Below are 25,720 nucleotides of genomic sequence, written 5' to 3'. Positions count from 1 at the left end.
AAGACCTATGGTTTCATCACTTTACCCAAAGCCATAGGAAGGCTTATTAAATCATAGTGATTTTCGTAGACTAAATACTTATTGACCCATGTTGGATTAAACTTATCTTTAAAATCTCTCAATCCATGATAATGACGGAACTGTTGGAGCTTTTCGTAGGCAAATTTCACTGTCCATTCTGGGAAGTCCTTCGGCTGGTCGATACCCGACATAGGTGCTACGCCCATGTTGAGGGCGCTCAATCCTTGTTCTTTGAGCTGGGCGATAAGGGCAATAATCAGCGCATCCATCGAGCCAGAGGGTGCATCCTCAGTTTTTCTAACCAAATCATATGTTCCCTCATTGGGTGTATAATCGGGAATGATATTGAGAAAAGAAACGATTTTTTCATCGCTGTTTTCAATGGTAATAATGGTTTGATTTTTCAACTCATTCCAATTGAACATTCCTTGCGAAAAAACCATTTCCTTTCGATCTAAAGAGCGTAGCCAGTCATCTGAAACGTGTTTGAGTTTTTGCAAAAGGCCATCTTTGATTGGCGCTTGATGAACGACTGTTTTAAACCCTTTTTTCTCCAAAGCATTTAGGGCATTTCTCAACGATTTTTTGTCTTTTCCTTCCAAAGTAAAAGTCTGTAAATTCACGATAGCCTCTTGACCGATTGGTAATGATTTTTTTCCAAAAGACTCAAAAAGTGATAGTTTGCTTTCATCAATTTTGTAATACGCGGTTTTAAGACTATTTCTTTTACAAAAAACTTCAAATTCGTGTAACAATTTTCGCATACTTTCGGGGGAATCCTCACATACGGGCTCACCCAAAGCTATGGCAAAACCAGAGGCAATTTTGTAAGCGATAAATCCCTCGATTTTAGTGCCGAAAAAGAAAGTTTTATCAGTATCTACTTTGAAATGGTCGTCGGCTGTGTGACCATATTTGGCCAATAATTCAAGTGCTTTTGCTTGTTCTTCCTCATCTGAAGAATAGTGAAAAATATAAGGTTTGACAAAAGCATAGATAAGCAAACCCAAGGACAAACTTCCCAAAAGATTGATAGAATGAATAAAACCTTTGGCAAAACGAGTGACAGGAGAGACCGTTGTTTCGAGAAGGAAAAAGCTTCGTATACTGTTTTCGATGGAATTACTCAAAGAAAAGTCAATGCCAAATTCCTTTTTGTCCAAAAAGTAAAAACCAATGACGCCATAAACTAATACCATTCCTAGGATTAAACCTGCCAAGCGTAAACCAAAACTTTGCAATTTTCTATCGCTTCGTACATAGTACTGTTTTCTAGTAAAAAGTAAAATAATCAGCGTAAAAAGCGCAAAAATAGATTCTTCGTAATCAATCGCCTTGGTCAAATGACCAACTAATGATATAATACTGAGCAGTACCGCCATCAACCAAGCGTTACGCTGTCCTCTCATCAAGAATGCCGCACAAATCAACATAGAAATACCCGCCATCAAAACCGCCTGATTTGATAGATGCACAGTGGCAACAGGTAAGAAATTTTCTAATAATTGAAGACGTTCAACAAGGGGAGGGGTGAGCACCGAAATAATATTGACAATACCCAACAACACCAGTAGCATGGCAGGAAGTATTCTTAGCAGGATATTTCCACGATTCAATAAAAAACTGCCAATACCTGCAACCAGTGGTAACCAAAACTCGAAGATTCGATAAAGAATGGTGATAGAAATAGCTTGGGTTTCGCTAAATCCATAAGATGTTATCAATAAAATCATGGAAACTTCTACCGCTCCCAAACCTCTCAAAAATGGAGAAATAACATAGAAAAGTGTTGCTATCACATAGCCTGCGATGCAACTTTCGATGCTGGCAGACAATCCTAGAGCCTTCATGGCAATACCTAAGTGTAGCATCCCTGTGATTTCAATACCTACCGAAAAGACTAGTACCATCAGTATTTCTTTTACCGAAAAATTCCCTACATTGATTTCTTCGGCTAACATTTCAAACTGCGGACTTACTTTGGTTAATTGCTTGTACACCCATCCTTTTTCCAGAAAAGACCATGTAGCCCACACCAATAATGCCACAAGCACGACAATTCCCCCAAAGGCTAACCACGAACTAGCCGTAGAGCTGCGGACTATTGCCAGATAAACTAAAACAGGGAATGCCACCAATGCAAGAGAGGCAATGCCTACAACAGCATAGATGTATGAGGCAAAATTAATTCTAGTTTTACTTACGCCTTTTCTTTCAATTTCTTGATTGAAAAAAGCCAAGGAAGTAACGCCCCCACCCGGCAAAAATACACTGATAAGATTTCGTTTCAGAAAGAGCTTTAGTCCATCCGTGAGTGTGATATTGCTATGTACTGCTCGAAAGGCATAAACATACATTAATCCATTTAATAGGATATACAACACGGTGACTAATAAGCCTAGGAAGAAGTAACTTAGTTCAATATTTTTTAAAACATTCACAGACTGCACGATATCAGACTGTTGTTGTCGGAAGAAATATATTGCTAATAGTAGAAACAAAAAAGCAAGAATTTCTTTTAAATAGTAGTTTCGAGATTTAAGGAGGTTTTTCATAGAATTATGAGATTTTTTGACGGACTCAGAAATATATTATTATCGTAAAGTTCTTAGCATTAGCCACTTTATGCCTCTGCTATTCTCTGCTTTTACACCTAATTTTCTAAAACTTTATTAACTATACTTGTATAGGCATTGTCAAAGTGATGCCCCCCTGGGAGAATTTCTACTTTGGCACCTGTTTTTCTAAAAGAGTTGGTGATGTCTGCATCTTCATCGCTTCCAAATAGACAAAGTCGTTTTAAGGAGTGCGATAATTCCATTTCTTTGACTACATCATAAGGGTCGTTATTACCTCCCAAACTAAGCATATCCGCCACATGAATTTCAAAATCTCCCTTGGTATCAGGTGAGAGTAGGGTTAGACTAGATAGTTTTTCTCGAAGCGATTCAGGAAGTTTATTCGCAATAAAAGGAGCTACGCAGGCCCCAAAAGAATACCCCATAATACGGAATGACTTGACTTCTTTATATTGCAAATAATATTGCGCAATTTCTGCAATTTTCTTTGCCGTTTCTTCAGGAGTTCGAGCATTCCAGAAATATTTCTGTGAGTCTAATCCTACTACAGACACGCCTTTATCTGCAAAGACATTGGCAATACCTTGGTCAAAACTTGTCCAGCCGCCATCCCCCGAAAGGAAAAATACTAATTCATTACTAGCATTTGACTTCGGTTCAATAATATCAATAGGTAAATCTGTTTTGAGACTTACTGGTAATGCTTTTGAAGTCGTTGCTGCTAAGGAATTGTAAGCTTGTTTAAACTGAGGTAGCCAATTTCCTGTGTACGAAAATCCATGACCTACCTTTGGCAAAGTGATGAGCTCTACATTTTTGATACCTTTTAAGAAAGAAGCAGTAGCATCGTAAGGACAAGTTTGGTCTTTTACCCCGTTGAGAACGATAAATGGTGCAGGAAGTTTTTCAACACGGTCAAAGTAATACGATTTGCCTTCTTTAAGTACATGATACAAAAGTCCATTGCCTTTACAAAAAGGTTTTTTGAGGTCTATGTCTGGACAAAAACCAAGCGAAATACCTCCTTTGAATGTACCAGCAGGTGCTTGTGCAATAAGTCCGTAAATGAATACTGCGCCATAAGAATATCCCACAAGAATAGGTTTTTGATAAGAAGCAAAATGGTACTTACGTTGAAGCATCATACTTAACTGCTCAAAATCTGCGGCAGGATACGAACACGCACCCTTGTCTTTTGCCATAGTAGCGGCAAAAGTTTTGGCGTCAATTCCTGCCACTAAGGCTCCTTGATAGGCTAAATAACGAGCCATGCTCAACACGCCAGATTGCCAGCCACCATCGCCCGACACGAAGAGAACCAATGAATTAGGCGTACCCGATGGATGATACATCGTTAATTTACCGAATTTCCCATAGCGTAAACTGTCTATGCTTATGGGTTTGGGATCTGTGAAAGAATAGGTTTTTACTTGAATGAAAAGAGTACAAGCGGTAAAGAATAACACTTTTTTCAAAAGCGAAATTCTTTTGAGAGTTGAAGCAATCATAGTCATGACTAAATTTAGTTTTAGCGATGTTTGACCCAGTTAAAGAAATATGTATGCTCGTGTATGAGCCTAAATATTCAGTAAATTATTGCTTCATAAGGTGATTGTTGGAAATGAGAATATAACGCTTTGATAGATTAGATGCAGAAATGTTTAATCGAGCAGACGTTTTTTTTCAAATAAAGAAGCTACTTGAATTGTTTATTTTGCTAAAAAAAGGTGTTGAGGTTGAAGTTTAAAAGGAACGTAAAACAATTTCGGATATCGGATGTTGGATTTCGGAATTGAAACCTTCAGGATTTTGTACAAACAATGATATTTTTCTTTATTTCCGAAATCCGAAATCTGCAATAGTTTGAAGTCTTAACTCACAATTCTACATTAACTAAAGTGTTAAATCTGATACAAAACCTATGGCATCGTCGGGAGTAAGGACGATTTTTTTGTTTCCTTCAAGGTGAATCATGACAAATTTTTCACGTTGGGTCGCGTACCAAAGCATGGAACCTTGATTTTTACTGGAGAAATAGCCAAAGTATCCAAATAAACCTCCGACGCCAAATGTACGAATGGCAAATCCCATCTGCTCATTGCTTAGCATTTCAACCTTTTCGATTTTTCGTCTTTCATATTTAGCATTATAAAAGAGTCGATTGATCACAAGCATATCTTCTGTAATTTGATAGCCTCGTGGACTGTAGCCCAAACTGATTATATAGGTAGCTATGATTAAAACAATGGTTAGTACAGTCACCCAAAGACTTTCTTGTTGAAGCATTGGAAAAAGAAAAATTGCCATAAAAGCAAATAATAGCGTAACACTTATCGAAGTGATTTTTGCGAGTTTGTCTAATGAGGCTTTGTAGATCATGGTAGTAAAATTTAAGGGTCAAAATAGATTACTTTAACTATAATATGGTAGTAAAAAAGCTCGTTTCTGTCAAGCTTCGCTGATATTTGTCAATAGAAAATCAATCCGCTTAAAATGGATATCCAATACCAAAATTAAGAGTCAAAGGGTTTGTATACGGTTGTTCGGGATAGAGTGGACTTTTGAGGTTATCTCTCAAAAATACCCAATTATCACCCTTAAAGGCAGGGTCGAGGACGCGTACTGCCCAGTCAAATCGAATCACGAAAAATGATAAGTCATAGCGCAAACCAAAACCAATATCCATCGCAATTTCTTTGTAGAAGCGATTTAGTTGAAAATCTGAACCTGTTAAACCAGCGGTGTTTTGGTTAGGAAATCTCCAAACGTTACCAGCATCAGCAAAAAGAGCTCCGTTTAGGTCTCCATAAAAACGAATAATTTTGAAACGTAACTCCGCACTCGTTTCAAGAATAATACTCCCTGGGTTATCGAATGACCCTGTAAATGAACCAGGTCCCAGTCCTCTAGGTCGCCATGCTCGCAAGCTGTTTGGTCCACCGATAAAGAAGTTTTTTTCATAAGGTAAATCCTTGTCAGCTCCATACGCAAAAGCCGCACCTGTATTGATTCGATAGGCCAAAAGGGTTTTATCGCTACGACCAATAGGAATATATTTTCGGTAATCGGCACTGGCTTTGATAAATCGATAGAATTGCAGAGAATCTTGTAAAAGATTGGTCAAGAAACCAAATTTATTCCCCTTTACTAAGTTCAAGGTCGTACCTCCAGACTCAAAAAATAGCTTTAAGTATTTCCCTTGTTTGAGTTGCCCATACGGGTTATCCGTATACGTGTATGTGGCACTCATACTGGAGATGAACGATTGTTGGAAACTTCGTTTGAGGTTGTTCCCGAGACGTAACAAACTATCCAAAAAGTTACGAAATGCAGGCGCTTGGTTACTGGTATTGACAAGATTGACATCAAAAAGGGATACTTGCCAGTATTTGTTGGGCGACGGACGCCAGTTGAAAGTACTAGCCACTTTAAAACCAAAACGGTTATATTCTTGGCGACCAATAAACTCGCCTCCCACACTGATACGAGTTTGTGGAGAATAGTTCTCGAAACGCTGGGCAAGACCTTCAGGTAATAATATTTTGGGAATGATAAACGAAGTATTTAATCCTAGCTCAAGATTTCGGTTTACTGAATCTGGGCGTAAAAAACCAGCTTGAGCCTCAAATCCAAATCGAAAAGTTGTTTCGAAGGAATTGACACTATTATTGATATTTCTAGCTTTGAAAGAAGTATTCAAAAAAGGACCTGGCACTAAGTTGTTGAGACTTCCTCCTGCAAATACACTTCCACCTGTTTCGACCGAAAATTCGTATTTATCTAAAGGTTTGGCATAAATGGAAGCGTTTATGACACCTTTGGTGGTATCCAGATTGATACGAGTAAACTGGAACTGCTCCAAACCGTATAATTTCTTTTGGGTTTGGTTGATTTTTTCTTGACTAAATACTTGATTTTTTCTTAAGTCAATTTTTGTATCCAATACACTTGGTGAAAACTTTTTATTTACGAAAATGTATTGAATATTAGGACTATACACCGTATCGACCGTAGTACGATAAGCATTGGCATAGGTACCATCGGCAATAAATTGAATATTCCCAATATTATATGCCGTTGAGTAATTGTTGCTACGAGGAGTACGATCAGGACTTGGAATGTAGGTGATTACCTGTAGTTTTCCAGTTTTAGCGGTATCTAAAGCATTGATTTTTAGACTTAAAAAATCTTTAGAGAAAGCATAGTAGCCATTGTTTTTCAATAAGCTTTCTATTCGGTCTTTTTCTGCATTATAGTTTTCAAGGGTGAGTCTTTCGCCTGATTTAAGAAAACTTTGCTTTTTGTTTTTTTCTAATAATTGTAAAATTTTATAATCTTTTACTACCAGCGAATCATTGCTTCCAATAGGGTAACTCACTCCCTCGTTGATAACGTAGGTAACAGCCACACTTCCTTTTTTGATAAATAAAGAATCGACTTTATAAGAAACTTGCGTGAGGAAAAAACCATGATTTTTATAGTAAGTTTTAATTTTTTCGACATTTTTCTCTGACTCATCCTTGTAAAAATAAGAGGGTGGTTCTCCGAATGTCCGCATGGCCCAGTTGCCCTCAGCGATGGCTCTGGTAAGTTTTTGTGCCTTTTTTTCTTTCTTTTGAAGAAGTTTATTGTATTCGTTTGAATTAATATCAAGTCCTTTTATTTGTTCCTCAAAATCCTCATTTAACTTTGTAAGTTCATATTCCCATTGAAGTTTCTTTTTCGGAAAATCTTTAGAAAAAAGCTGATAAAAATACAAACCGGGCGTGATAGGAGTTCGCAGAATTTTTTTGTTCGGTTTTTGGGGCAATAGGGGCTCTAGATTCTCAGTAGTAATCTTTCTGTTGCCACGAAAGTTTTGAGAATAGAGCAATGGGTCAGAGAATATATTAGAAGTAGTACAGCTGGAAAGCCAACTACCGATACTAATCAATGTGAGATATAGGCAAAAATGTCTCAAAGTCATACTTAATATATGTAACAAGGGTGCTGATATACAGCGACTAACCTTTTAAAATATTGCTTTATGTTGTCAAAAAACCAGATTAAATACATTAATTCTCTTCAGCAAAAAAAGTTTCGTCAAGAATACCAATCTTTTGTAGTAGAAGGCGCCAAAAGTGTGGTTGAGCTACTTTCATCTGATTTTGAGCTGGAGTCGTTGTATGTTACTGAGGATTTTTACAAAGAAACTAAACCTCTATTAGACAAACAACCTTTAAGAGCCGAAATTGTAGGACAGGCAGAATTAGAAAAGGCTGGTACATTTAGTTCGAACAACGCAGCGCTTGCGGTTGCGAAGATGAAATCTAATCAAGAGTTGCTATTGAATGACACCGAATACGCCTTAGTATTGGACGAAATTCGTGACCCCGGCAATTTAGGAACTATTATTCGTATTGCAGACTGGTATGGTATTCAAAAGATTATTTGCTCAGAAGGTACTGTGGATTTATATAATCCCAAGGTTATATCTTCAACGATGGGTTCTTTTACGAGGGTATCTTTGTTTTATACCGATTTGGTAAAATATCTAAAAGGACAGCAAAAACCGATATATGGAGCATTTTTGGACTCAGAAAATGTACACACGCTGAAATTTGCACCAAGTGGCTATATCATCATTGGTAACGAAGCTAACGGGATTTCTGAAGCAGTGGGGGAGGTCGTAACGCATAAAATTACTATTCCAAGATTTGGTGGTGCAGAGTCACTAAACGCTGGTATTGCGACTGCTGTTATTTGCGATAATTTGAGAAGATAGTTCTTTAGAATTTTTGCTGTTGTTGGAGCTCTTTCCAACAACAGCAAAAAAAATCAATCTATTTCATCAAGGCTACATTATAAATTTCATACCAATCTTCGTGGTTCAATTTGATTTCGGTAGCGCTCACAGCATTACGAATACGTTGCTCTGATAATGAACCAATAATTGGTAAAGTACCTAGCTGAATCAACCATGCTACAGCGGTTTGTTCGATATTAGCACCGTATTTTTGACCAACTTCCGCTAATTTTTCTTTCAAAATTGCCGATTTGAAATCTGTTCCATCAAGGATTTTTCCACCTGCTAACGGCGCCCAAGCCAATGGTTTGCTAAAGCGTTGTTTGATGAAGTCCAAACGACCATCCTCAATAGCAGAAGTATTGGCTAAGTTTAGTTCGATATGATTGGTAACGATTGGTTTGCGTAAGTATGATTCCAGTAATTGGTGTTGGAATACCGAAAAGTTACTCACCCCAATATGTTTGATTTTGCCGATGTTAACCAACTCACGAAGCGTTTGAGCCGTTTCTTCTGGATTGCTAATCATGTCTAATTGATTCAACAAGAAGATATCCAAGTAGTCTGTACCAAGGCGTTTCAAAGAGTTATCTACACTTTCCAAAATGTATTTTTCAGAGTTGTCAAAATACGTATATCCTTTGGTTGATTTACGAACTCCACACTTACTGAACAACACAATATCTTCTCTTTTGACCCCTTTATTTTTGATTAATTTACCAAAATATTCTTCGATAGAAGAATTACCATAAATGTCAGCGTGGTCAAAAGTATTTACTCCTAATTCGAGGCAAAGATTTACGATTTTTTCCATCTGGTTGATGGTTTGCTCACCATTGTTAGTCCATCTCCAAAATCCATAAACCGCTTCTGAAACTTTAGGACCCGAATCACTCAAATAAACTTTGTTCATAAAACAGGGGGTTAAAACACTTAAGTACTTGTTGGTTTTTCAACCGTTTGTTGGTTAGTATAAAATCAAGTTAAGGAAAAAATACCAGAAATTTTTTCTACAGTTTCCTCAATTTGCTTTTTTGACAAAGATTCAAAAAATCTCTTTAACCCAAAAATATAGCGTCTATAATTTATTGAAATGATAAAATATGCTACGAATTTTATGGTAAATGAGCCTCTCGATCGAGGCTAAATTCGTGTTGACATATCTTTAGACGCAACGTATTGCGTCTCTACTACTGAAATAATCGCCACATACATCAATCTCAATTCGCACAATTTTTAGAACCAGTCATCTACATTTACTTCAGACTCTATTTGCTTTTGGAGAGACTCGGGAAGTTTGGCAAAAAAGTCTATTCCTGTCTTTTTCTCAATACTATCAATGCTCACGGCAAAAGAGCGGACAGTTTCGTAAGAAGCTTGATTAGGCATCAAAAAAGCTATCGCCTGTTTTTCTCTTGGGTCATACACTATTTTGTAATAATATTCGGGTACAGCGATTTGATTTCGTTTTCCGATAAATTCCAAACCTTGACGCAAAATAGGGCCAGTTACAACAATCAGATCACCTCTATCTTGTGCCCATTTGCGAACTCTTGTCTCCAAATCACTCCAGATACCACGGTTAAAGTCGGGCGCTTGTGGACTCATATTGGACATATAAAAAGTCTCGTTTTGCAATTCGTGATCATATTTAAAATCTCCCGCAGGACAAAGGTGTCCTCTATCATAACCCGATCGAGAGTAATCCTGAGTGACTGCCGAACCTGTAGATACTTCGGGGTCGGCCATAAACTCATTCGAACGAGGTTCAGTACCTTTTGCCGCCTCTGACTTTAATAAATGCAATACCCAAGATGCCTGCTCATAGTCCTCCTGATAACTCAACATATAACCAGTATGGCGTACAATTTCCTTGTCTTTCGAAGAGTAAGGTTTGTATTTGTCAAGGTCCTTAAACACGACATTCGAGGAGCTATTATCCTTGAAAACCTCATCTTTAATATTGGGTAAAGTTTTGGTGCCTTCTTCTACGGCATCTTTTAGAATATCTACAATAGAGTTATCTTTCTTAGAAGAGCTTTTTGTGTCACTTGCTTCATTGTCAGTGGCTTCAGTGTCATTTTCTTTTGTGTCGCTTGCCACATTATCTTCACGTCCTTCACGAGTCCAAGGTTCTTTTTTCTTTTCATTTTTACCGTTGAAAATGTTTGAAACATCGTGTTTAAACTGCTGAAAAGGGTGTGGTTGCCCCCAATAATATAGAACGATTCCGAGTACCACTAGAAAAAATAAGAACTTAATTTTACTGGTTTTCATAATACAATTTTACTGGGTTTTTCTAGACCCATTTTGGTATGAATAGCATTGATTGGAGCCAGATGCTCCAAAGCGATTTTTTGAAAGTAATTTCAGAATAGGCTTTTAGGATTGAGCTAAAAGACTACAATTTTACTAATTTCGTACTAATTAACGTAAGAGTCTAGGGCTTTTTGACTAAAAAAACGAGAAATAAGCTCGAACAGTATCAGAATTGAAAAGTCTTAGATAAAAAAATCAAATGAGTCGAAAAAAAATAGTCGTAATAGGAGGAGGAGCCGCTGGATTTTTTGGTGCCATCAGAGCTGCCGAACAAAATCCTGCTGCTGAGGTTTTGTTATTGGAAAAAAATAGGACGGTTCTCAACAAAGTTCGGATTTCGGGCGGAGGTCGTTGTAATGTGACACATGCATGTTTTGATGACAAAAAGTTGGCAAAGTTCTATCCAAGAGGAGGGAGCTTTTTGAAGCCACTTTTCAAAACCTTTAACCCTCAAAGTACTATTGACTGGTTTCAACAGAAAGGTGTTGCTTTAAAAATCGAGTCAGATGGACGCATGTTCCCCACCACAGATAGCTCCGAAACCATTGCATTATGTTTAGAAAATGAAGCTATTAGAAAAGGAGTTCAGGTAAAAACTTCCACGGGTGTATCCAAAATACACCCGAAAGAAGAGACTGGATTTGTCCTTGAATTATTAGATGGAAAAAACCTTGAAGTCGATGCCGTGCTGGTAACTACGGGAGGGAACCCCAATGTAGAAGGTTATCGTTGGCTGGCAGATTTGGGCTTGAATATTTTGAAGCCCTTACCTTCGTTATTTACTTTCAATACCCCAGAAGGAGTTTTTAAGGATCTCTCAGGTGTAAGTGTGCCCAATGCTAATGTTAAAATTGCAGGAAGGAAGCTAAAGCAGGACGGGCCGTTGTTGGTGACGCACTGGGGTTTTTCTGGTCCAGCTATATTGAAGTTATCGGCTTGGGGGGCAAAAGAATTAGCGGAGGTAGAATACAAGTTTTCGACCTTGATCAATTGGTGTGGAGAAACAACTGAACATGAAGTGCGCGAACAGTGGGCTTTGCAGAAAAAATCACATCCGAAAAAAGTCATTCAATCAAATCAATTATTGGGTATTCCTTCACGTCTGTGGAAACGCCTTTGTGAATTAGCCGAAATAGATGAACAACTGCGCTGGATTGATGTTTCAAACAAACAACTCAATAAACTTACTGAGAACTTGATCAATTGTAATCAGACAGTGGCTGGTAAAACTACTTTTAAAGAAGAATTTGTCACTTGCGGTGGCGTAGATTTAAACGAAATCAACTCCGACACAATGGAGTCTAAGAAAATCAAAGGACTGTTTTTTGCTGGAGAAGTCCTAGATATTGATGCTGTAACTGGAGGATTTAATTTTCAGGCTGCATGGACAACCAGTTATGTGGCTGGGTCGAATATTTAAGTTTTTAAGCAATAGGCTTTAGGCATAAAGCCATAATCTAGAGAACAAAAAGGTGTTTTTTATGAAATTATTAAAACCTTTAGCCTAAGGCTTACGGCTTTCAGCTTTGAGCATTCGCCAAAAACATATTTATCGTTACAAAAAAACAATTTTACACTCCTTGCCTAGTGCCTTTCGCCTAATGCCTAAAGCAAACAATCTTACTTACTATCTTTAAGTTTTGAACTCATTTGCCTAATTATGAATGATTGACTGCCGAACTGATAGCGTGTTTAGCAGTCAATCCCAAAGTTCTAATAATACACTAGACTAGCCTTTAATGTCAAAACTTGGATTGAGGGTCGTACTATATCTAAACCTTCTTCTGACTTCACTGATTTTTCTGCGGCTCACCGCTAAAGTTTGACCATTGGAAAGCTTTACTTCTGGCACAGGACAGGCAACTACATAATTTGGATTAATGATAGATGATTTATGAATTCTTATGAAGCCAAGATTACTCAGAATTAAATCATATTTTTTTAGGGTTCTTGCTGAAATATATACTTTTCCATTTGCGAGATGGATTGAACTGTAATTACCGTCTGCAATAAGTGAGACAATTTGATCACTTGAAAAATATTCTTTGTCAATACAAAAAATTGAAGATTGATTTGCCTTGACGGAAGGCATTGGATATTTGAATGTTAGCATAAGTAATGAAGCAAATAGTGTGAGAAAATATTAATTTCTTGAATTTCTTAGATAATAATCAAACTCACAAACGGTAACAGATAACTGGTTCACTTTAACCAACATTCGGTTATTCACCTCAATAATTGGTCATCTGCACTGTATACCAGTTATTCGATGTACTGTCCAAATAGTTGTTTTTTTTGACCGTATCATGGTTATTCGCCTTTTAAATAGGTGATTATTCGCTATACTTGCATTGTTTCCTTTCTCGAAACGAAAATCATTAATATTTCTACCTACTAAGAAGCTCTACAGTATCACTTCATGAAAAAGATTTTTTTACTCATTTACCTTTATTTGATTTTCGGAGGAAATATCTCGTTAGCTCAAGATTTCCCACTTTGGAAATACACACCACAGGATGGTTTGGCACAATCCCAGGTTTTATCATATCTAAAAGATAGTCGAGGGATTATATGGGTGGGTACGTATGGAGGACTCAGTAGATTTGATGGTGAACATTTTACCAATTATACAGTAAAAGATGGCTTACTTGGCTCTACCGTAACTCACATTCTAGAAGATAGTAAAGGTTATATCTGGGTACTATGTAGAGAACTAGGCTTTGTTCGGTTTGATGGAAAAAACTTTGAGCAGTTTCCTCTGGACGAAACTGCTAAGAACTGGTCTAAATTAATCCTTCTTAAAAATGGGGAGTTAATTGTAAGTTGGGGAAAAGAAGTCTTGAGATTTAATGGGAAAAGTTTTGAGAAACATCCAAGATATAAATTCTCTAATCCTATTGGATCAATATTCTATTTGAAAGAATCAAACCAGCTATTTTTCGAAGATGTTAATCAGAATTTTTTTCAAGAAACCTCAAAGGGAATATTGCCAGTGAAGGATCTAAGTGGTTGGGTATTTCAGGGCATAACATTCAACGATGTTATTGTATTTGAGTCCATGCCAATCAATGAAATGATTCGTTATTTCATTTTTGATGGGTATTCACTAAAACCTTTTCTGAAAATTAGCCCGAAGCAAAAAGAAGTGATAAACACCTTCAAATATGACTTTATTTTTTCAAATGAGGGCAAAGTATATTTGATTAAGGCAGAAAGTAAGAAAATAGATATAGTAGGTCATAACTTAGTACTTATTGATATTATAGATCAAGGGTCAGATAATAAAAAATTAGCATGGCTACCAACCGAAAAAGGATTAGTTAGGCTTACTAAAAGAGGATTTCGACAATTTTCTGAGTCACAAGTACCCAACTGCTGGAGTGTCGTGCAAGACAAAGACAAGCAATTTTACTTTTCTAATTATTCTCTTTCCCTTCAAAAGTATGACGGAACGAAAATTGAAAAAGTACCTAATGAGTTGCACCGAAATGTCATTAACCGTACTTACCGACAGTTAAATATAAAGGATTTTGCCGATCAAAAGTCTTCAAATTATTGGTATTTTAAACCCATTCGTTCTACAAATAATGACCTTTGGTTTCCCTCTAATCATGGGATTTTACGCTTGAGACATAATAAATGGACACTTTTTACCAGCCCAAATGGTGAAAAGCTGGTATTTTCACAAGCCTATGATACGCTTAGGGGTAAGATTGTAGGTACCTCGATTGGGAAAATTTTTAGCTTGAATATTGCCAAACCCAATCAACTTGAATTTTTGCAGGACACAACCGCCATCTTATTTAAAGGTCTTATCCTGTGCGCAGCAGTATCACCTAAAGGAGAATATTGGCTCGGAGGTAAATGTATCGGTCGTTATAACCCCGAAACAAAACGATATAGATATTATAAATATGCTTCCGATGGCTCCAAGTTATGTAAGATGTTAGGCCTCACTTATGATTGGGATAAAAGACTCTGGGCCTATGATTTTATAGGTGGAGTATATGTATATAACGAGAAAAAAGATAGTTTCGACCGTGTATTCAAAAGTTATTTTAATACTGCAGTGAGTTTTGTTGAACAAATTGACCATCGACATTTGGCTTTTGGCAATTCTACAGGTATTCATATTTTAGATTTATCCATTTTTAAGAAAAATGGGAATGGCTTCGTTCAAGTATTCAATCACCACAATGGATATAATGGTATTGAACCTAATCAGTTAGGCTCATATAGAGATTTTGATGGAAATATCTGGATTACTTCTGGGACGATTTTATCGAAAATGATACCTTCTGAGCTTGATTATAGCCTCCAACCGCTCAAAATTCATGTGTTGTCCATCGGTGGAGAGAGGTATCCTTTTATTAAACAGACTCAAGTGTATGAGTTGCCCAATCAACAAAATAGTACTACGTTTACCTTGGAGTCCATCGGTGACAACAAGCCTTTTCGCTCACAATATAGCTTTAGAATCAAAGGGTTTATAAATGAGTGGAGTGAATGGCAGGAGCAGAATAAAATTATGGTCAATAATCTTCCTAATGGGGAGCATATCATTGAGTTTCGGACTCGAATGGGTAATCTTTCGACATCTAGTTCTTCGGTTATGGCTATTAATATCAGGGTCAATGCGCCATTTTATAAATCTCCTAATTTTTATAAGTATGCAACCATTACTTTTTTTCTATTGATGGTTGTGATATTGATTATTGCTATTCGTAGTATTAGACAATCTCGTAAGTTGGTATCACAAAGTCAAAAAATAGGAGAACAAGAGCATAAAGTTCGTTTTTTACAGGTGCAAACCATTCAAGCTCAGATGAATCCTCATTTTACCTTTAATGTGCTTGGAACCTTGCAACACCTAATTCTGAATAACGAAACCCAAAAAGCAAGTGAAAATTTGTTGAAACTCTCTACGCTCATCCGAAATTACCTAGAAGCCTCTTTGCTGACAGATAACAAAAATGGTTCATTGTTTAGTCACGAGATTCAATTGTCAAGAGAGGTTGAATTATTAAAAATGTATATTGAGTTTGAACAACTGCAATACGTAGATAGGTTTGAATACGAAATTTCTTTGGATGGTAAACTCAATACTGAAAACTACCGTGTACCTCCCCTTATTTTACAGCCTTTTGTAGAAAACGCTATCAAACATGGCTTGTTATACAAATCGCCTTCCGAAAAAGGTATGTTGTTGATTAGGTTTATTAGTTTGAATGAGGATACTTTAATTTGTACGATTGAGGATAATGGGGTTGGTCGAACAGAAGCAAATCTTATTCAAACTCGATCACTCAAAAAATACAAGTCTCGTGGGACCGAACTCGTCAAAAGAAGGGTTGACATTCTTAATGAAATGGGATATGATATCGCTATTACGGTTGATGATGGAATTACAGGAGGAACAGTTGTGACAATACAAATAGGTTATAAATAAAGTTAAGGTTCTAAAATTTAGAAATTATGAAGGCAATCATCATAGAGGATGTTTTACCCGAAGCCACCATGATAAAAGGGATGCTCAATAATAGTTTTCCTACCATCGAGATTATCGGCATCGCAAGCAGCGTAGACGAAGGGATCAGTATGATTTTAAGAAATAAGCCAGACTTCGTTTTGATGGATATTGAGATTATGGGAGGTACAAGCTATGACATTTTGGCAAGCCTACGACAGTATAGTATTCCACTAGATTTTGAAATTATTTTTCTCACAGGAAATCGCCGATTTGATTATGCAACTCGAGCGTTTGAATACACTGCTTTAGATTTTTTAACTAAGCCTATCGATACAGTTGCTTTCGATAAAGCCATTACTCGAGTTATGGAACGTAAATCATCAAATCAATTGAATGGTGCTCAAATGGGCTTTTTTCTAGAAATGATTAGTTCTTCAGAAAATATACTTCCAAACAAAATGGCGGTTACCAAACTGGGAGGGGTGGTTGAGTTTGTAGAAATTAATCAAATTCTATACCTAGAGGCAGCTCGAGATGTTACGATTTTTGTATTAAAAAATAAACAGCGACTTACAGCCTCTAAAAATTTGGGATATTATGATAACATTCTCGTGAACCATAATTTTTTCTCTATATCAAGTAGCTTAATAATTAACCTCAACGAACTTAAGTCATACGATCATAGTCAAAAATTGGTGCTAATGGTCAATGGAATACAATTATCAGCCTCTCGCAGAGGAGGACAAGATTTAAAAAGCTACATTTCTCAAAATCCTAATTTAGAGGATAAGTTTCGAACCAAATTGATGGAATTTATTAGGAAATTCTTTGGTAAATGATAATAGGTAGCGTGTGTTATGGATATAGCTTTTTTCTTAAAAACTGTAATTCCCAACCTAACGCTATGGCTTAAGTCTCTATGCTTAAGCAGAATAGGAGATACATTGTTAAACTAGTCATCAAACAGGAGTCATCCCTGATTTTGTGATTGTGTGCATGAGTGATTATTTTGAATTAATCACTCATGCACACAATTTTGACTCACTAAATTGAGAATGACGAACATCCATTAACGATGTCTACCGCCACCACCGCCAAAACTTCTACCTCCACCAGAAAATCCTCCAGAACGGAATCCACCACCATAATTGCCTCCATAGCTAGGGCGACTACCTCCGTTGAAACTGCTACCTCTTGATGCGGTGAAGTGATTATTCATCGTACCTCCAAAGGTATTACCACGGTAATAATTTGGTCGACTAGCAACTACATTACGGTAATAATTTCCGTAATGACGATACAAATTAGGGTAATTCATGTAATACCCGCCATTAAAGAACCAGTTTGAGAATCCGTATGCAGGAAATAATCCGTAGCCCCAGCCTCCAAAACCGTAAGTCATACCAAAACTTCCCCAATAAGCTCCGGGATACCACAGTGCTGAGCCGTACCAATAAGGATACCCAAACCAATATGAGTAAGGGTTGGCATAACCATATCCACTACCATAAGCGATTTGACCATTGGGCAGAATGTAACCATTACTTCTGGCAAAATCCTTAGCTGCTTGGTTCAACTCTTGTTTGGCTTGTGGATTTTTGTCAAGCTCACGTTTGTAAGCCGCCAATTGTGCTTGATTTTGTACCACCAAACTGTCGTGTGTTGCAGCTAGCTCAGTTTTCAAACCGTTTTGATCTGAGATGTACTTTTTGCCTAATTGTTGGGTAATGTCCAAATTGTCATTCAAGAATAACATGACATCAGGATATTTTGCCAATGTAGTAAAAGAAGATTGTGCAATTGGGTCAAGCGGTTCAATCGTTTTCTTGAAACTATCCTCGGCTTGTTGGTACAATTGATCTACTTTATCCAAATCATCTTCGTGATGGCGATAGAGCTTCCATGCTGCGGTCGCAAGATTTTCATCTTTGTTGGGCAGTAAACCTTCTATTTCATCACGGCTTTTTCCACTAGGGGCTGTGGCTAGTGTGTGTAACAAGTCAGGATAACGAGTTAGCTCATAAAACCAACCTTGTTTCTTTTGACTAAAGTCCTTAATAACGTTTTGAAATGAATTTTGTGCTTGGTTATGTACATTTTGAATGTTGACTAACACGACAGGATATTGACTGGCTGTTAATACCGCTTCGCGCACATCAGCATCGTAGGATGCAACAGTCTGTTGCATTCCTTTGAGGGTTTCTAATTGGTTGCTTTGACCAAAGATATTGCTTTGAAACAAAGTCAAAATAAGAGCTGTAAAAGCAACAATTGATTGACGGAAGCTCATTGCTCCAAATGCTTCCATTCCTCTGAAAAGCTTGTTAGTTTTCATGGCTTTAAATACTATAATGATTAGAATAAGAAAATAGGACTTTCTGGAAACTGAAAAACAGATTCCAAAATCAATGGTTGTAGTGTCAAGCGACTACAACGTATTAAAGCAAGCAATTAGAAATGTAAATATTTCCACTCATGGAAAAGCACGTAGAGGTGATTGATAGGATAGAGAAAACTGTTGACATTATGATGCGACATTACCCAATTTTCAGGTAACACAAAGGCATCAAAAAATAAACTGAATTCTGGAAGAAAACCAGCAACAGATACAAAGTCTGAGGTCTGTTCTGGCTCTGTTTCGTTGTCATCCGCCAAAACAAATGATGGGCTCGTATTTTTTACTGCACCATTAGTACCAGTAATATTTGTGACTGCCACAAACGCTTTTCTTCCTGAATTGACGAATGAAGCAGATTTCATTCCCCAAGCCAAGCATCCATAACCAAGAGTTAGGACGAAGAAAAGCAATATGTGTTTTTTGCAGTTCATGACTTTCGTTGTGATTTTACTAACTAACGCTCCGCATCGGAGTTTGTTATATTTCTTAGAATGTTTGAAAAAGGAAAGGTTTAATTGGATTTGGGATATCGGAGTTCAGATTTTTTTAATTTGAATTAGATAAACTTTGGATAATCAAAAAAACAAATTGACCATTTTACGAAAAATCCAAAATCTGATATCCCAAATCCGTAATGGTTTACCATTCCTCTCGCTCATCTAAAAACATTTGATAAGCTCCTTTTAGTTCTTTCAAGGCCTTTTCATTTTGGAGATTGCTAGTTATCTCAATACCTTTTTGATAGGTCTGTTCAGCCAACTCAAATTCTTCCAAAGTAGTGTAAAGTGCGGCCGCATGATAATAAGTTGCCCAATAATTGGGGTGTTTTACTAATAATTCTTCAAATAATTGTCTTGCTGCCTGTAGGTCAAACTTCAATAACTCTGTAGCCAACGCATACACATTAAAAGGGTCGTTGGGTTCTTCTTCATAAAAATTACGCAATTGTTCCAGGCGAAATTGGTTCATCTTGTTCGAATTAAAAGGGTTTGTAAAAAACTTTTAAAAAAATATTATGCTTGCATACTATTTTTAAAACTTTTCGTTAATATTGCATCAGGATATTGTTCGAAAAGTTAAAAATATCCTCGGTATAGTGAAAAAATAAAACTGTACGATTAATCTACTGTAAACATAATATTTTAATTGTTATGAAAATCTTAGTATGTATTACCAATGTCCCTGATACCACCGCTAAAATCTCTTTTACTGATGGTGATACCAAGTTTAACAAAACGGGCGTACAATATATTTGCGGACCTTACGACGATTATGCCTTGTCTCGTGCAGTCGAACTCAAAGAACAGCACGGCGGTACCGTAACAGTTTTGAACGTGGGGGAGGCTGAGTCTGAACAAGTAATTCGTAAATGTTTGGCGATTGGTGCCGACGATGCTATTCGTGTAAACACCGAACCGACTGATTCGTATTTTGTTGCAGAACAAATTGCACATATTGCTTCTCAAGAAAATTACGACTTGATTATGATGGGTCGTGAATCTATCGATTTCAATAGTGGTGTGGTGCATGGATTAGTAGGAGAGATGTTGGGAATTCCATCGCTTTCGCCAGTCATGAAATTAGAAATTGATGGGGGCGTTGCTAAAATAACTCGTGAAATTGAAGGAGGAAAAGAAGATATCGAAGCTTCATTGCCATTGGTTTTAGGTTGTCAAGAACCTATCGCTGAGTGGAAAATTCCTAATATGCGCGGTATTATGTCGGCTCGTACTAAACCGCTAAAGGTTGTAGAGCCAGTTGGGGTAGGGTTGACTATTACAGAGAAATATGCGCTTCCTGCGCCAAAAGGAGCCGTAAAAATGATTCCTGCTGAAGAGGCAGAAAAATTGATTGATTTGTTGAAAAACGAAGCTAAGGTTTTGTAAGATTCTCAGTCAAATATTTATTCAAAGCATTTAACCGTGTTAAGTAAAAGCGTTTAAAGTGAGATAGTTATTTAGAAAATATAAAATTCCTAATAACAGATACACAATTAACAGATAACTACTTTTACAGATTAACACACAAACGATATTAACATGAGCGTTTTAGTTTTTGCCGAATTAGATAACGGCTCAATCAAAAAATCATCATTAGAAGCCATATATTATGGCTCAGAAGTGGCCAAAGCAAAAGGTACTTCTACCACAGTACTTGCCATCGGTGAGTCAAATAGCGATGCTTTAGCTATTGCAGGCAAGTTTGGAGCAAATAAGGTATTATGGGCATCAGATACTCGTTTAAATAGTGCCTCAATACAGGCCTATTCAAGTGTACTGGCGGAGGCTGTGGGGGCTACTTCTGCGGAGTTTATAATCCTTGCAAAATCGTCGCTAGGGGATGCAGTTTCGGCACGTGTATCAGCTAAATTAAAAGCATCCATTGTGTCGAATGTGGTTGATCTACCAGATTTTTCTAACGGTGTCACGGTAAAAAGAAGTATTTACACAGGAAAAGCCTTTGCTTCAGTGGTATTGACAGCCGACAAAAAGGTGATTGCCATTAAGAAAAATGCTGTGAATGTGGTTGAGGGTGATGGGAGTGCATCAGTAGAAAGTTTTGCGCCAGCCTTAAACGATGCTGATTTTGCCGTAAAAGTAACGGGGACACATAAAGCTTCAGGACAAGTATCTTTGCCAGAGGCCGACTTGGTTGTATCTGCTGGTCGTGGATTGAAGGGACCAGAAAATTGGGGAATTGTGGAAGACCTTGCCAATGCGCTAGGAGCGGCTACGGCTTGTTCTAAACCTGTTTCTGATTTGGATTGGAGACCTCACCACGAGCACGTAGGTCAAACAGGTATTAAAGTTTCTCCTAATTTATATATCGCTTGCGGTATATCAGGAGCCATTCAACATTTGGCGGGTGTTAACTCATCCAAAGTGATTGTGGTAATTAATAAAGATCCAGAAGCACCTTTCTTCAAAGCCGCTGATTACGGTATTGTAGGTGATGTATTTGATGTATTGCCTCGTTTGACAAAGGCTATTCAAGCCTCTAAATAGCAATATATACTTCGATATAGTTATTTTAAAACCAAAATTTCTTGCTATTATAAGGAAAGACCTATCTCAAGCTTGGGGTAGGTCTTTTTTGTTGATTATCAGTATGAAATATAATTGATTATACGTATATTTCTCCTACAGGAAAAAATCCTATTCTGAATTTAGCAAAACAAAGAGAAAGAAAACTTTTTTAAAATTAATCAGGTTTATATCTTTGTTATCAGCATAAATCCTACTGGTTATGACAAATTGACATAAAATGTCTGTTTGGCAAGGTTGTAGACAATGTTGGTAGGAATTCAACCGTTTATTCATTATAAGCTCTTACAAAGTGGAGAAAATAAGACTAGAAATATTGGGATTGTCGCCAAGTTCATCACAGACAGGTTCTTTTGCACTTGTACTAGGTGAAGAATATGGTCCTCGTCGCTTACCGATTATTATTGGAACTTTTGAGGCACAGGCAATTGCTATCGAAATAGAAAAAATTGAACCTAACCGACCAATGACTCATGATTTATTCAAATCTTTCGCAAAGTCATTTGGCTATTCCGTAACCGAAATAACTATTACAGATATAAGAGAAGGTGTGTTTTTTGCCAAGATTCTTTGTACTGATGGACTGAAAAGTGTGACAATTGATGCTCGTCCTTCAGATGCAATTGCTATCGGATTACGCTTTAATGTACCAATCTATACCACCGAACATGTCTTATCAGAAGCTGGAATCTCTGTAAACGAAACTTCCCATCATGAGGAGGACGAAGAGGCGGTTGAAGAAGTTTCGCCGAAAAAGTCTTTTGGAGAAATGCTCAGGGATAATCCTGTAGAGGTACTCAACAAAATGCTTGAGGAAGCTATAGAAAGTGAAGATTACGAAAAGGCAGCTAAAATTAGAGACGAAATCGAACGTAGAAATTAGAGATTATAGCCCCAAGGCCGTTTGAGTTTATCAGACGGCTTTTTTGTTAAAAAGCGTTAAATGTATATTATTGCAATGAAAAACAAGTAATTTTGTCTGGATATCAATAGAACTCACTGATTACTTGCGTAGCATTGAAGATTATTCTCCAAATCGCACTGTAAAATCATGCCAAAAGCTAAAAAACTAGGAAATACCCCTAACCTGATGGTAGTTGTAAGTTTAACAATTGCCTTGTTCTTGATTGGTCTTTGTGGACTCTTGACGCTCAACGCTCGTAAATTGGCAGAAGTGGTGCGTCAAAATGTAGAGGTGCAGGCTTATCTTGACAACGATTTGTCCAATGCCAAACTGGATTCGATTTACAAACAAATTGCTAAATATCCATTTGTCCTTTTTAAGGATAACTCAGCACAAATCAATTTTATCTCTAAAGATGCTGCGGCAAAGCAGTTCATTGAGGACTCAGGGGAGGATTTTCATAAGTTACTTGGTAAAAATAATAACCCGTTGCTGAACTCTTATTCCATCAAAATCAAAGAGGAATATTTCAGTGAAAGCAGATTGAAAGAAATCAAAAAGTCTTTGGAGCGCATCCAAGGAATCAAAGAGGTGGGATATGTAGAAAATTTTGTGGATGAGGTCAACAAGAATATTTCTAAGATTTATCTCATTTTATCAGGTTTTGTATTGTTGTTGTTGGTAATCATCATCATGCTTGTCAATAATACCATCAAACTTGCACTATATTCACAGCGCTTCCTGATTCGTAGTATGCAATTGGTTGGAGCTACCGATTCGTTTATCCGTAAGCCATTTGTATCGAAAGGTGCTTTGCAAGGTCTAATTAGCGGTTTTATTGCAAGTACTTTGTTGATTGTAACCCAACAATTGGCCGTGAATAAAGTCGATGGCTTGGTGATTTTACAAGAAATAGATAAGATGGTTTTGTTGATTCTTATCATTTTGATGATTGGCGTAATGGTGGGAGTAACAAGCACTTTCCGCTCAGTCGATAAGTATCTTAAATTGTCGCTAGATGACCTTTATTAAGGAGTTTTGAAACTTATTTTAAGGGATAAATTATAAAAATGAACTACTAAGCCAACTTGGCTTTTATACCAATAAAATTCGAAAACTATGTCAAATTCATCAAAATTACCATTTGGAAAAGCCAACTATACACTGATGTTGTTGGGTATTGTCGTTGTTCTTGCAGGATTCTTCATCATGAGTTTGGATAAAGAAGAATTCGGTTTTGGTTTCCTAGGATTAACTCTTGGGCCATTGGTAGTATTGGCAGGGTTTACAATCGAGTTTTTTGCTATTTTGAAAAAATCATAGACGAAAAGAAATATTCTAGGTGTAAATCATATTGATATTTACCGTTAAAAAACAAAAAGAGGAATTCTGTATATGAAAACAGGTTCTTCTTTTTGTTTTTTGTATTTTTGACCATTAATATTTCCTACTTAAAAGATACTTAAACATTATATGTCTATTATTCAATCCATTATTCTAGCCATTATCGAAGGACTTACCGAATTTTTACCTATTTCATCTACTGGACACATGGTTTTGACCAGCTCGATTCTTGGAATTGAGAATGATAAGTTTACCAAACTTTTTGAAATATGTATTCAATTGGGAGCTATTTTGGCGGTTGTTGCCTTGTATTGGAAAAAGTTTTTTGACTTTTCTAAATGGCAATTTTATGTAAAATTGATGTTGGCAGTAGTACCAGCCTTAATTTTTGGCAAATTATTCGATGATTTAATAGATGAACATTTAGGCAATCCAGCATTTATTGCAACGGTTTTATTGGTCGGAGGTATCATTTTATTGTTTGTTGATAATTGGTTCAAAAAACCAATTTTTGACGAAGAGGCGGATATTACTAATATCACTGCCATCAAAATCGGGGCTTATCAGTGTTTGGCGATTATGTTCCCAGGGCTTAGTCGTAGTGCTGCCACTATTATTGGTGGGATGCAACAAAAATTGACTCGTAGCTTAGCAGCAGAATTCTCTTTCTTTTTAGCGGTTCCGACCATGGCTGCAGCTACTGGATACAAACTGTTGAAATTTATTAAAGAAGAAGGGGCTATCACTTCTGAGCAAGTAAAATTATTGGCTATTGGAAATGTAGTGGCATTTTTTGTGGCAGTATTAGCTATTAAATTCTTTATCAGTATTCTCAACAAATACGGTTTCAAGTACTTTGGAATTTACCGTATTATTGTTGGCTTAACCATTTTAGGATTATTGGCAACAGGACATACGCTTAGTGTTGTCTAGACCCAATGATGTGAAAAATCAAAATTCTGGAGTTATTTTTGTCATAAAAGTGTTTTTCAGTCATTATGATGGTTGTAGTATGAATTATTTGTAATGAAATATACATTTGAAGGTAGAATGAGATGGAAGTTTCATTAAAACTATTCCAACTCCAAGAAAATAAATTTTTATGAATGAAAATCAACAAAATCAGCCTGTACAAGATCCTGGAGAGGTGTTGCTGATTGATAAACCGCTTACTTGGACATCTTTTGACGTAGTTAAAAAATTGAAGTATGCAGGTAATTTTAAAAAAATAGGTCACGCAGGTACATTAGATCCATTGGCAACAGGTTTGCTAATTCTGTGTACTGGTAAGATGACTAAGCAAATAGACAGTTTTCAAGCCCAAGAAAAGGAATATTCTGGAACACTAGTTTTAGGTAAAACAACACCTTCAATAGATTTAGAAACTGAATTTGATGGTGAATATCCTACCGAACATATTACCGAAGAAATCATGCAAAATGCTTTGGCGCAATTGACAGGTCCAATTTTGCAAATTCCACCGATTTATTCTGCGATTTCTGTTGGAGGAAAACGTTTGTACGAATTGGCAAGAAAAGGAAAAACAGAAGATGATATCGAAATAAAATCGAGAGAAGTCGAAATCAAGAAATTTGAAATTGATAGCTCAGAGTTCCCAACGATTCATTTTCGAATTGTATGCTCAAAGGGTACTTACATTCGCAGTTTGGTACGCGATTTTGGACTAGCTTGTCAGTCAGGCGCTTACATGAGTGCACTCCGTCGCGAGCGCATCGGAGAGTTTGAGGTCGCTAATGCCCTGACTATTGAAGAATTTGTGAATCAAAGAGCGGTTGCTCCTGTAAAATAGCTTATTATTGGATTTGTGGTGCGACTGTGTCGTACCACATTTTTTT

At 36.9% G+C, this 25,720-nt stretch carries 21 protein-coding genes; 11 read left to right on the top strand and 10 right to left on the bottom strand.

The window, feature by feature from the left end:
- Positions 1-5: 5 nt before the first annotated feature.
- The 4 genes from QM524_RS09610 to tamL form a co-directional block, all read right to left on the bottom strand.
- The gene (locus QM524_RS09610; protein WP_283344404.1) at positions 6-2,576 is read right to left on the bottom strand and encodes a phosphatidylglycerol lysyltransferase domain-containing protein; all 2,571 of its coding nucleotides are present in this window, start codon (positions 2,574-2,576) and stop codon (positions 6-8) included.
- Between the two features lie 98 nt (positions 2,577-2,674).
- Positions 2,675-4,114, bottom strand: coding sequence for an AcvB/VirJ family lysyl-phosphatidylglycerol hydrolase (locus QM524_RS26070; RefSeq protein ID WP_283344403.1), 1,440 nt, complete (start codon positions 4,112-4,114; stop codon positions 2,675-2,677).
- Positions 4,115-4,493: 379 nt separating this feature from the next.
- Positions 4,494-4,979, bottom strand: a complete 486-nt coding sequence (locus QM524_RS09600) for a PH domain-containing protein (RefSeq protein WP_283344402.1) — start codon at positions 4,977-4,979, stop codon at positions 4,494-4,496.
- A gap of 109 nt (positions 4,980-5,088) precedes the next feature.
- Entirely contained in the window at positions 5,089-7,566 is a 2,478-nt protein-coding gene (tamL, locus tag QM524_RS09595) for a translocation and assembly module lipoprotein TamL (RefSeq protein ID WP_283344401.1), read from the bottom strand.
- Between the two features lie 60 nt (positions 7,567-7,626).
- On the opposite strand from tamL, the gene QM524_RS09590 reads away from it, so the two are divergent.
- The gene (locus tag QM524_RS09590) at positions 7,627-8,364 is read left to right on the top strand and encodes a TrmH family RNA methyltransferase (protein ID WP_283344400.1); all 738 of its coding nucleotides are present in this window, start codon (positions 7,627-7,629) and stop codon (positions 8,362-8,364) included.
- 58 nt (positions 8,365-8,422) lie between these two features.
- On the opposite strand, the gene QM524_RS09585 is transcribed toward QM524_RS09590, so the two are convergent.
- Positions 8,423-9,298: an aldo/keto reductase gene (locus QM524_RS09585; protein ID WP_095164042.1), complete on the bottom strand. Its 876-nt coding sequence runs from the start codon at positions 9,296-9,298 to the stop codon at positions 8,423-8,425.
- Between the two features lie 323 nt (positions 9,299-9,621).
- Positions 9,622-10,662 carry a DNA/RNA non-specific endonuclease gene (locus tag QM524_RS09580; RefSeq protein ID WP_283344399.1) on the bottom strand — a complete coding sequence of 347 codons (1,041 nt, stop codon included), beginning with the start codon at positions 10,660-10,662 and terminating at the stop codon, positions 9,622-9,624.
- Positions 10,663-10,903: 241 nt separating this feature from the next.
- Here QM524_RS09580 and QM524_RS09575 point away from each other — a divergent pair, with 241 nt between their 5' ends.
- Positions 10,904-12,124, top strand: a complete 1,221-nt coding sequence (locus QM524_RS09575) for a BaiN/RdsA family NAD(P)/FAD-dependent oxidoreductase (protein WP_283344398.1) — start codon at positions 10,904-10,906, stop codon at positions 12,122-12,124.
- A 309-nt stretch (positions 12,125-12,433) separates the two neighbouring features.
- Here QM524_RS09575 and QM524_RS09570 read toward each other — a convergent pair whose 3' ends face one another.
- Positions 12,434-12,817 (bottom strand): LytR/AlgR family response regulator transcription factor, encoded by a 384-nt coding sequence (locus QM524_RS09570; RefSeq protein ID WP_283344397.1) that lies wholly within the window; start codon positions 12,815-12,817, stop codon positions 12,434-12,436.
- Positions 12,818-13,123: 306 nt separating this feature from the next.
- On the opposite strand from QM524_RS09570, the gene QM524_RS09565 reads away from it, so the two are divergent.
- A complete protein-coding gene (locus tag QM524_RS09565; protein ID WP_283344396.1) occupies positions 13,124-16,153 on the top strand; it encodes a sensor histidine kinase in 3,030 nt (1,009 codons plus the stop codon).
- A 26-nt stretch (positions 16,154-16,179) separates the two neighbouring features.
- Positions 16,180-17,013 (top strand): LytR/AlgR family response regulator transcription factor, encoded by an 834-nt coding sequence (locus QM524_RS09560; RefSeq protein ID WP_283344395.1) that lies wholly within the window; start codon positions 16,180-16,182, stop codon positions 17,011-17,013.
- 230 nt (positions 17,014-17,243) lie between these two features.
- On the opposite strand, the gene QM524_RS09555 is transcribed toward QM524_RS09560, so the two are convergent.
- The 3 genes from QM524_RS09555 to QM524_RS09545 form a co-directional block, all read right to left on the bottom strand.
- Positions 17,244-18,509, bottom strand: coding sequence for a hypothetical protein (locus QM524_RS09555; RefSeq protein ID WP_283344394.1), 1,266 nt, complete (start codon positions 18,507-18,509; stop codon positions 17,244-17,246).
- A gap of 116 nt (positions 18,510-18,625) precedes the next feature.
- Positions 18,626-19,003: a hypothetical protein gene (locus tag QM524_RS09550; RefSeq protein WP_283344393.1), complete on the bottom strand. Its 378-nt coding sequence runs from the start codon at positions 19,001-19,003 to the stop codon at positions 18,626-18,628.
- Between the two features lie 208 nt (positions 19,004-19,211).
- Positions 19,212-19,541 (bottom strand): tetratricopeptide repeat protein, encoded by a 330-nt coding sequence (locus QM524_RS09545; RefSeq protein ID WP_283344392.1) that lies wholly within the window; start codon positions 19,539-19,541, stop codon positions 19,212-19,214.
- Positions 19,542-19,723: 182 nt separating this feature from the next.
- Between QM524_RS09545 and QM524_RS09540 the strand changes: the two genes are divergently transcribed.
- From QM524_RS09540 to truB, 7 genes are all read left to right on the top strand, one after another.
- The gene (locus tag QM524_RS09540) at positions 19,724-20,458 is read left to right on the top strand and encodes an electron transfer flavoprotein subunit beta/FixA family protein (RefSeq protein WP_283344391.1); all 735 of its coding nucleotides are present in this window, start codon (positions 19,724-19,726) and stop codon (positions 20,456-20,458) included.
- Positions 20,459-20,611: 153 nt separating this feature from the next.
- Positions 20,612-21,577, top strand: coding sequence for an electron transfer flavoprotein subunit alpha/FixB family protein (locus tag QM524_RS09535; protein ID WP_283344390.1), 966 nt, complete (start codon positions 20,612-20,614; stop codon positions 21,575-21,577).
- 331 nt (positions 21,578-21,908) lie between these two features.
- Entirely contained in the window at positions 21,909-22,499 is a 591-nt protein-coding gene (locus QM524_RS09530) for a bifunctional nuclease family protein (protein ID WP_095164053.1), read from the top strand.
- A gap of 168 nt (positions 22,500-22,667) precedes the next feature.
- Positions 22,668-23,552, top strand: coding sequence for a cell division protein FtsX (locus QM524_RS09525; RefSeq protein WP_095164054.1), 885 nt, complete (start codon positions 22,668-22,670; stop codon positions 23,550-23,552).
- Positions 23,553-23,639: 87 nt separating this feature from the next.
- Entirely contained in the window at positions 23,640-23,843 is a 204-nt protein-coding gene (locus QM524_RS09520; RefSeq protein ID WP_095164055.1) for a DUF3098 domain-containing protein, read from the top strand.
- Positions 23,844-23,993: 150 nt separating this feature from the next.
- Complete coding sequence (locus tag QM524_RS09515) at positions 23,994-24,797, top strand: undecaprenyl-diphosphate phosphatase (RefSeq protein WP_095164056.1); 804 nt, start codon at positions 23,994-23,996, stop codon at positions 24,795-24,797.
- A gap of 169 nt (positions 24,798-24,966) precedes the next feature.
- Positions 24,967-25,674 carry a tRNA pseudouridine(55) synthase TruB gene (gene truB / locus QM524_RS09510; RefSeq protein WP_283344389.1) on the top strand — a complete coding sequence of 236 codons (708 nt, stop codon included), beginning with the start codon at positions 24,967-24,969 and terminating at the stop codon, positions 25,672-25,674.
- Positions 25,675-25,720 lie beyond the last annotated feature (46 nt).

Origin of the sequence: Flectobacillus roseus (genome assembly GCF_030056595.1) — a bacterium.
GTDB classification, from domain to species: domain Bacteria; phylum Bacteroidota; class Bacteroidia; order Cytophagales; family Spirosomataceae; genus Flectobacillus; species Flectobacillus roseus.
Note: the sequence above shows the minus strand (reverse complement) of the source record. Positions and strands in the feature narration are given on the sequence as shown.

Excerpts from the sequence above, each read along its gene's own strand:
- QM524_RS09555 (WP_283344394.1), bottom strand. The coding sequence starts at position 18,509 with ATGAAAACTAACAAGCTTTTCAGAGGAATGGAAGCATTTGGAGCAATG.
- QM524_RS09540 (WP_283344391.1), top strand. The coding sequence starts at position 19,724 with ATGAAAATCTTAGTATGTATTACCAATGTCCCTGATACCACCGCTAAA.
- QM524_RS09610 (WP_283344404.1), bottom strand. The coding sequence starts at position 2,576 with ATGAAAAACCTCCTTAAATCTCGAAACTACTATTTAAAAGAAATTCTT.
- QM524_RS09515 (WP_095164056.1), top strand. The coding sequence starts at position 23,994 with ATGTCTATTATTCAATCCATTATTCTAGCCATTATCGAAGGACTTACC.
- tamL (WP_283344401.1), bottom strand. The coding sequence starts at position 7,566 with ATGACTTTGAGACATTTTTGCCTATATCTCACATTGATTAGTATCGGT.
- truB (WP_283344389.1), top strand. The coding sequence starts at position 24,967 with ATGAATGAAAATCAACAAAATCAGCCTGTACAAGATCCTGGAGAGGTG.
- QM524_RS09550 (WP_283344393.1), bottom strand. The coding sequence starts at position 19,003 with ATGAACTGCAAAAAACACATATTGCTTTTCTTCGTCCTAACTCTTGGT.
- QM524_RS09525 (WP_095164054.1), top strand. The coding sequence starts at position 22,668 with ATGCCAAAAGCTAAAAAACTAGGAAATACCCCTAACCTGATGGTAGTT.
- QM524_RS09535 (WP_283344390.1), top strand. The coding sequence starts at position 20,612 with ATGAGCGTTTTAGTTTTTGCCGAATTAGATAACGGCTCAATCAAAAAA.
- QM524_RS09545 (WP_283344392.1), bottom strand. The coding sequence starts at position 19,541 with ATGAACCAATTTCGCCTGGAACAATTGCGTAATTTTTATGAAGAAGAA.
- QM524_RS09575 (WP_283344398.1), top strand. The coding sequence starts at position 10,904 with ATGAGTCGAAAAAAAATAGTCGTAATAGGAGGAGGAGCCGCTGGATTT.
- QM524_RS09600 (WP_283344402.1), bottom strand. The coding sequence starts at position 4,979 with ATGATCTACAAAGCCTCATTAGACAAACTCGCAAAAATCACTTCGATA.
- QM524_RS09565 (WP_283344396.1), top strand. The coding sequence starts at position 13,124 with ATGAAAAAGATTTTTTTACTCATTTACCTTTATTTGATTTTCGGAGGA.
- QM524_RS09520 (WP_095164055.1), top strand. The coding sequence starts at position 23,640 with ATGTCAAATTCATCAAAATTACCATTTGGAAAAGCCAACTATACACTG.
- QM524_RS09560 (WP_283344395.1), top strand. The coding sequence starts at position 16,180 with ATGAAGGCAATCATCATAGAGGATGTTTTACCCGAAGCCACCATGATA.
- QM524_RS09580 (WP_283344399.1), bottom strand. The coding sequence starts at position 10,662 with ATGAAAACCAGTAAAATTAAGTTCTTATTTTTTCTAGTGGTACTCGGA.
- QM524_RS09570 (WP_283344397.1), bottom strand. The coding sequence starts at position 12,817 with ATGCTAACATTCAAATATCCAATGCCTTCCGTCAAGGCAAATCAATCT.
- QM524_RS09585 (WP_095164042.1), bottom strand. The coding sequence starts at position 9,298 with ATGAACAAAGTTTATTTGAGTGATTCGGGTCCTAAAGTTTCAGAAGCG.
- QM524_RS26070 (WP_283344403.1), bottom strand. The coding sequence starts at position 4,114 with ATGACTATGATTGCTTCAACTCTCAAAAGAATTTCGCTTTTGAAAAAA.
- QM524_RS09590 (WP_283344400.1), top strand. The coding sequence starts at position 7,627 with ATGTTGTCAAAAAACCAGATTAAATACATTAATTCTCTTCAGCAAAAA.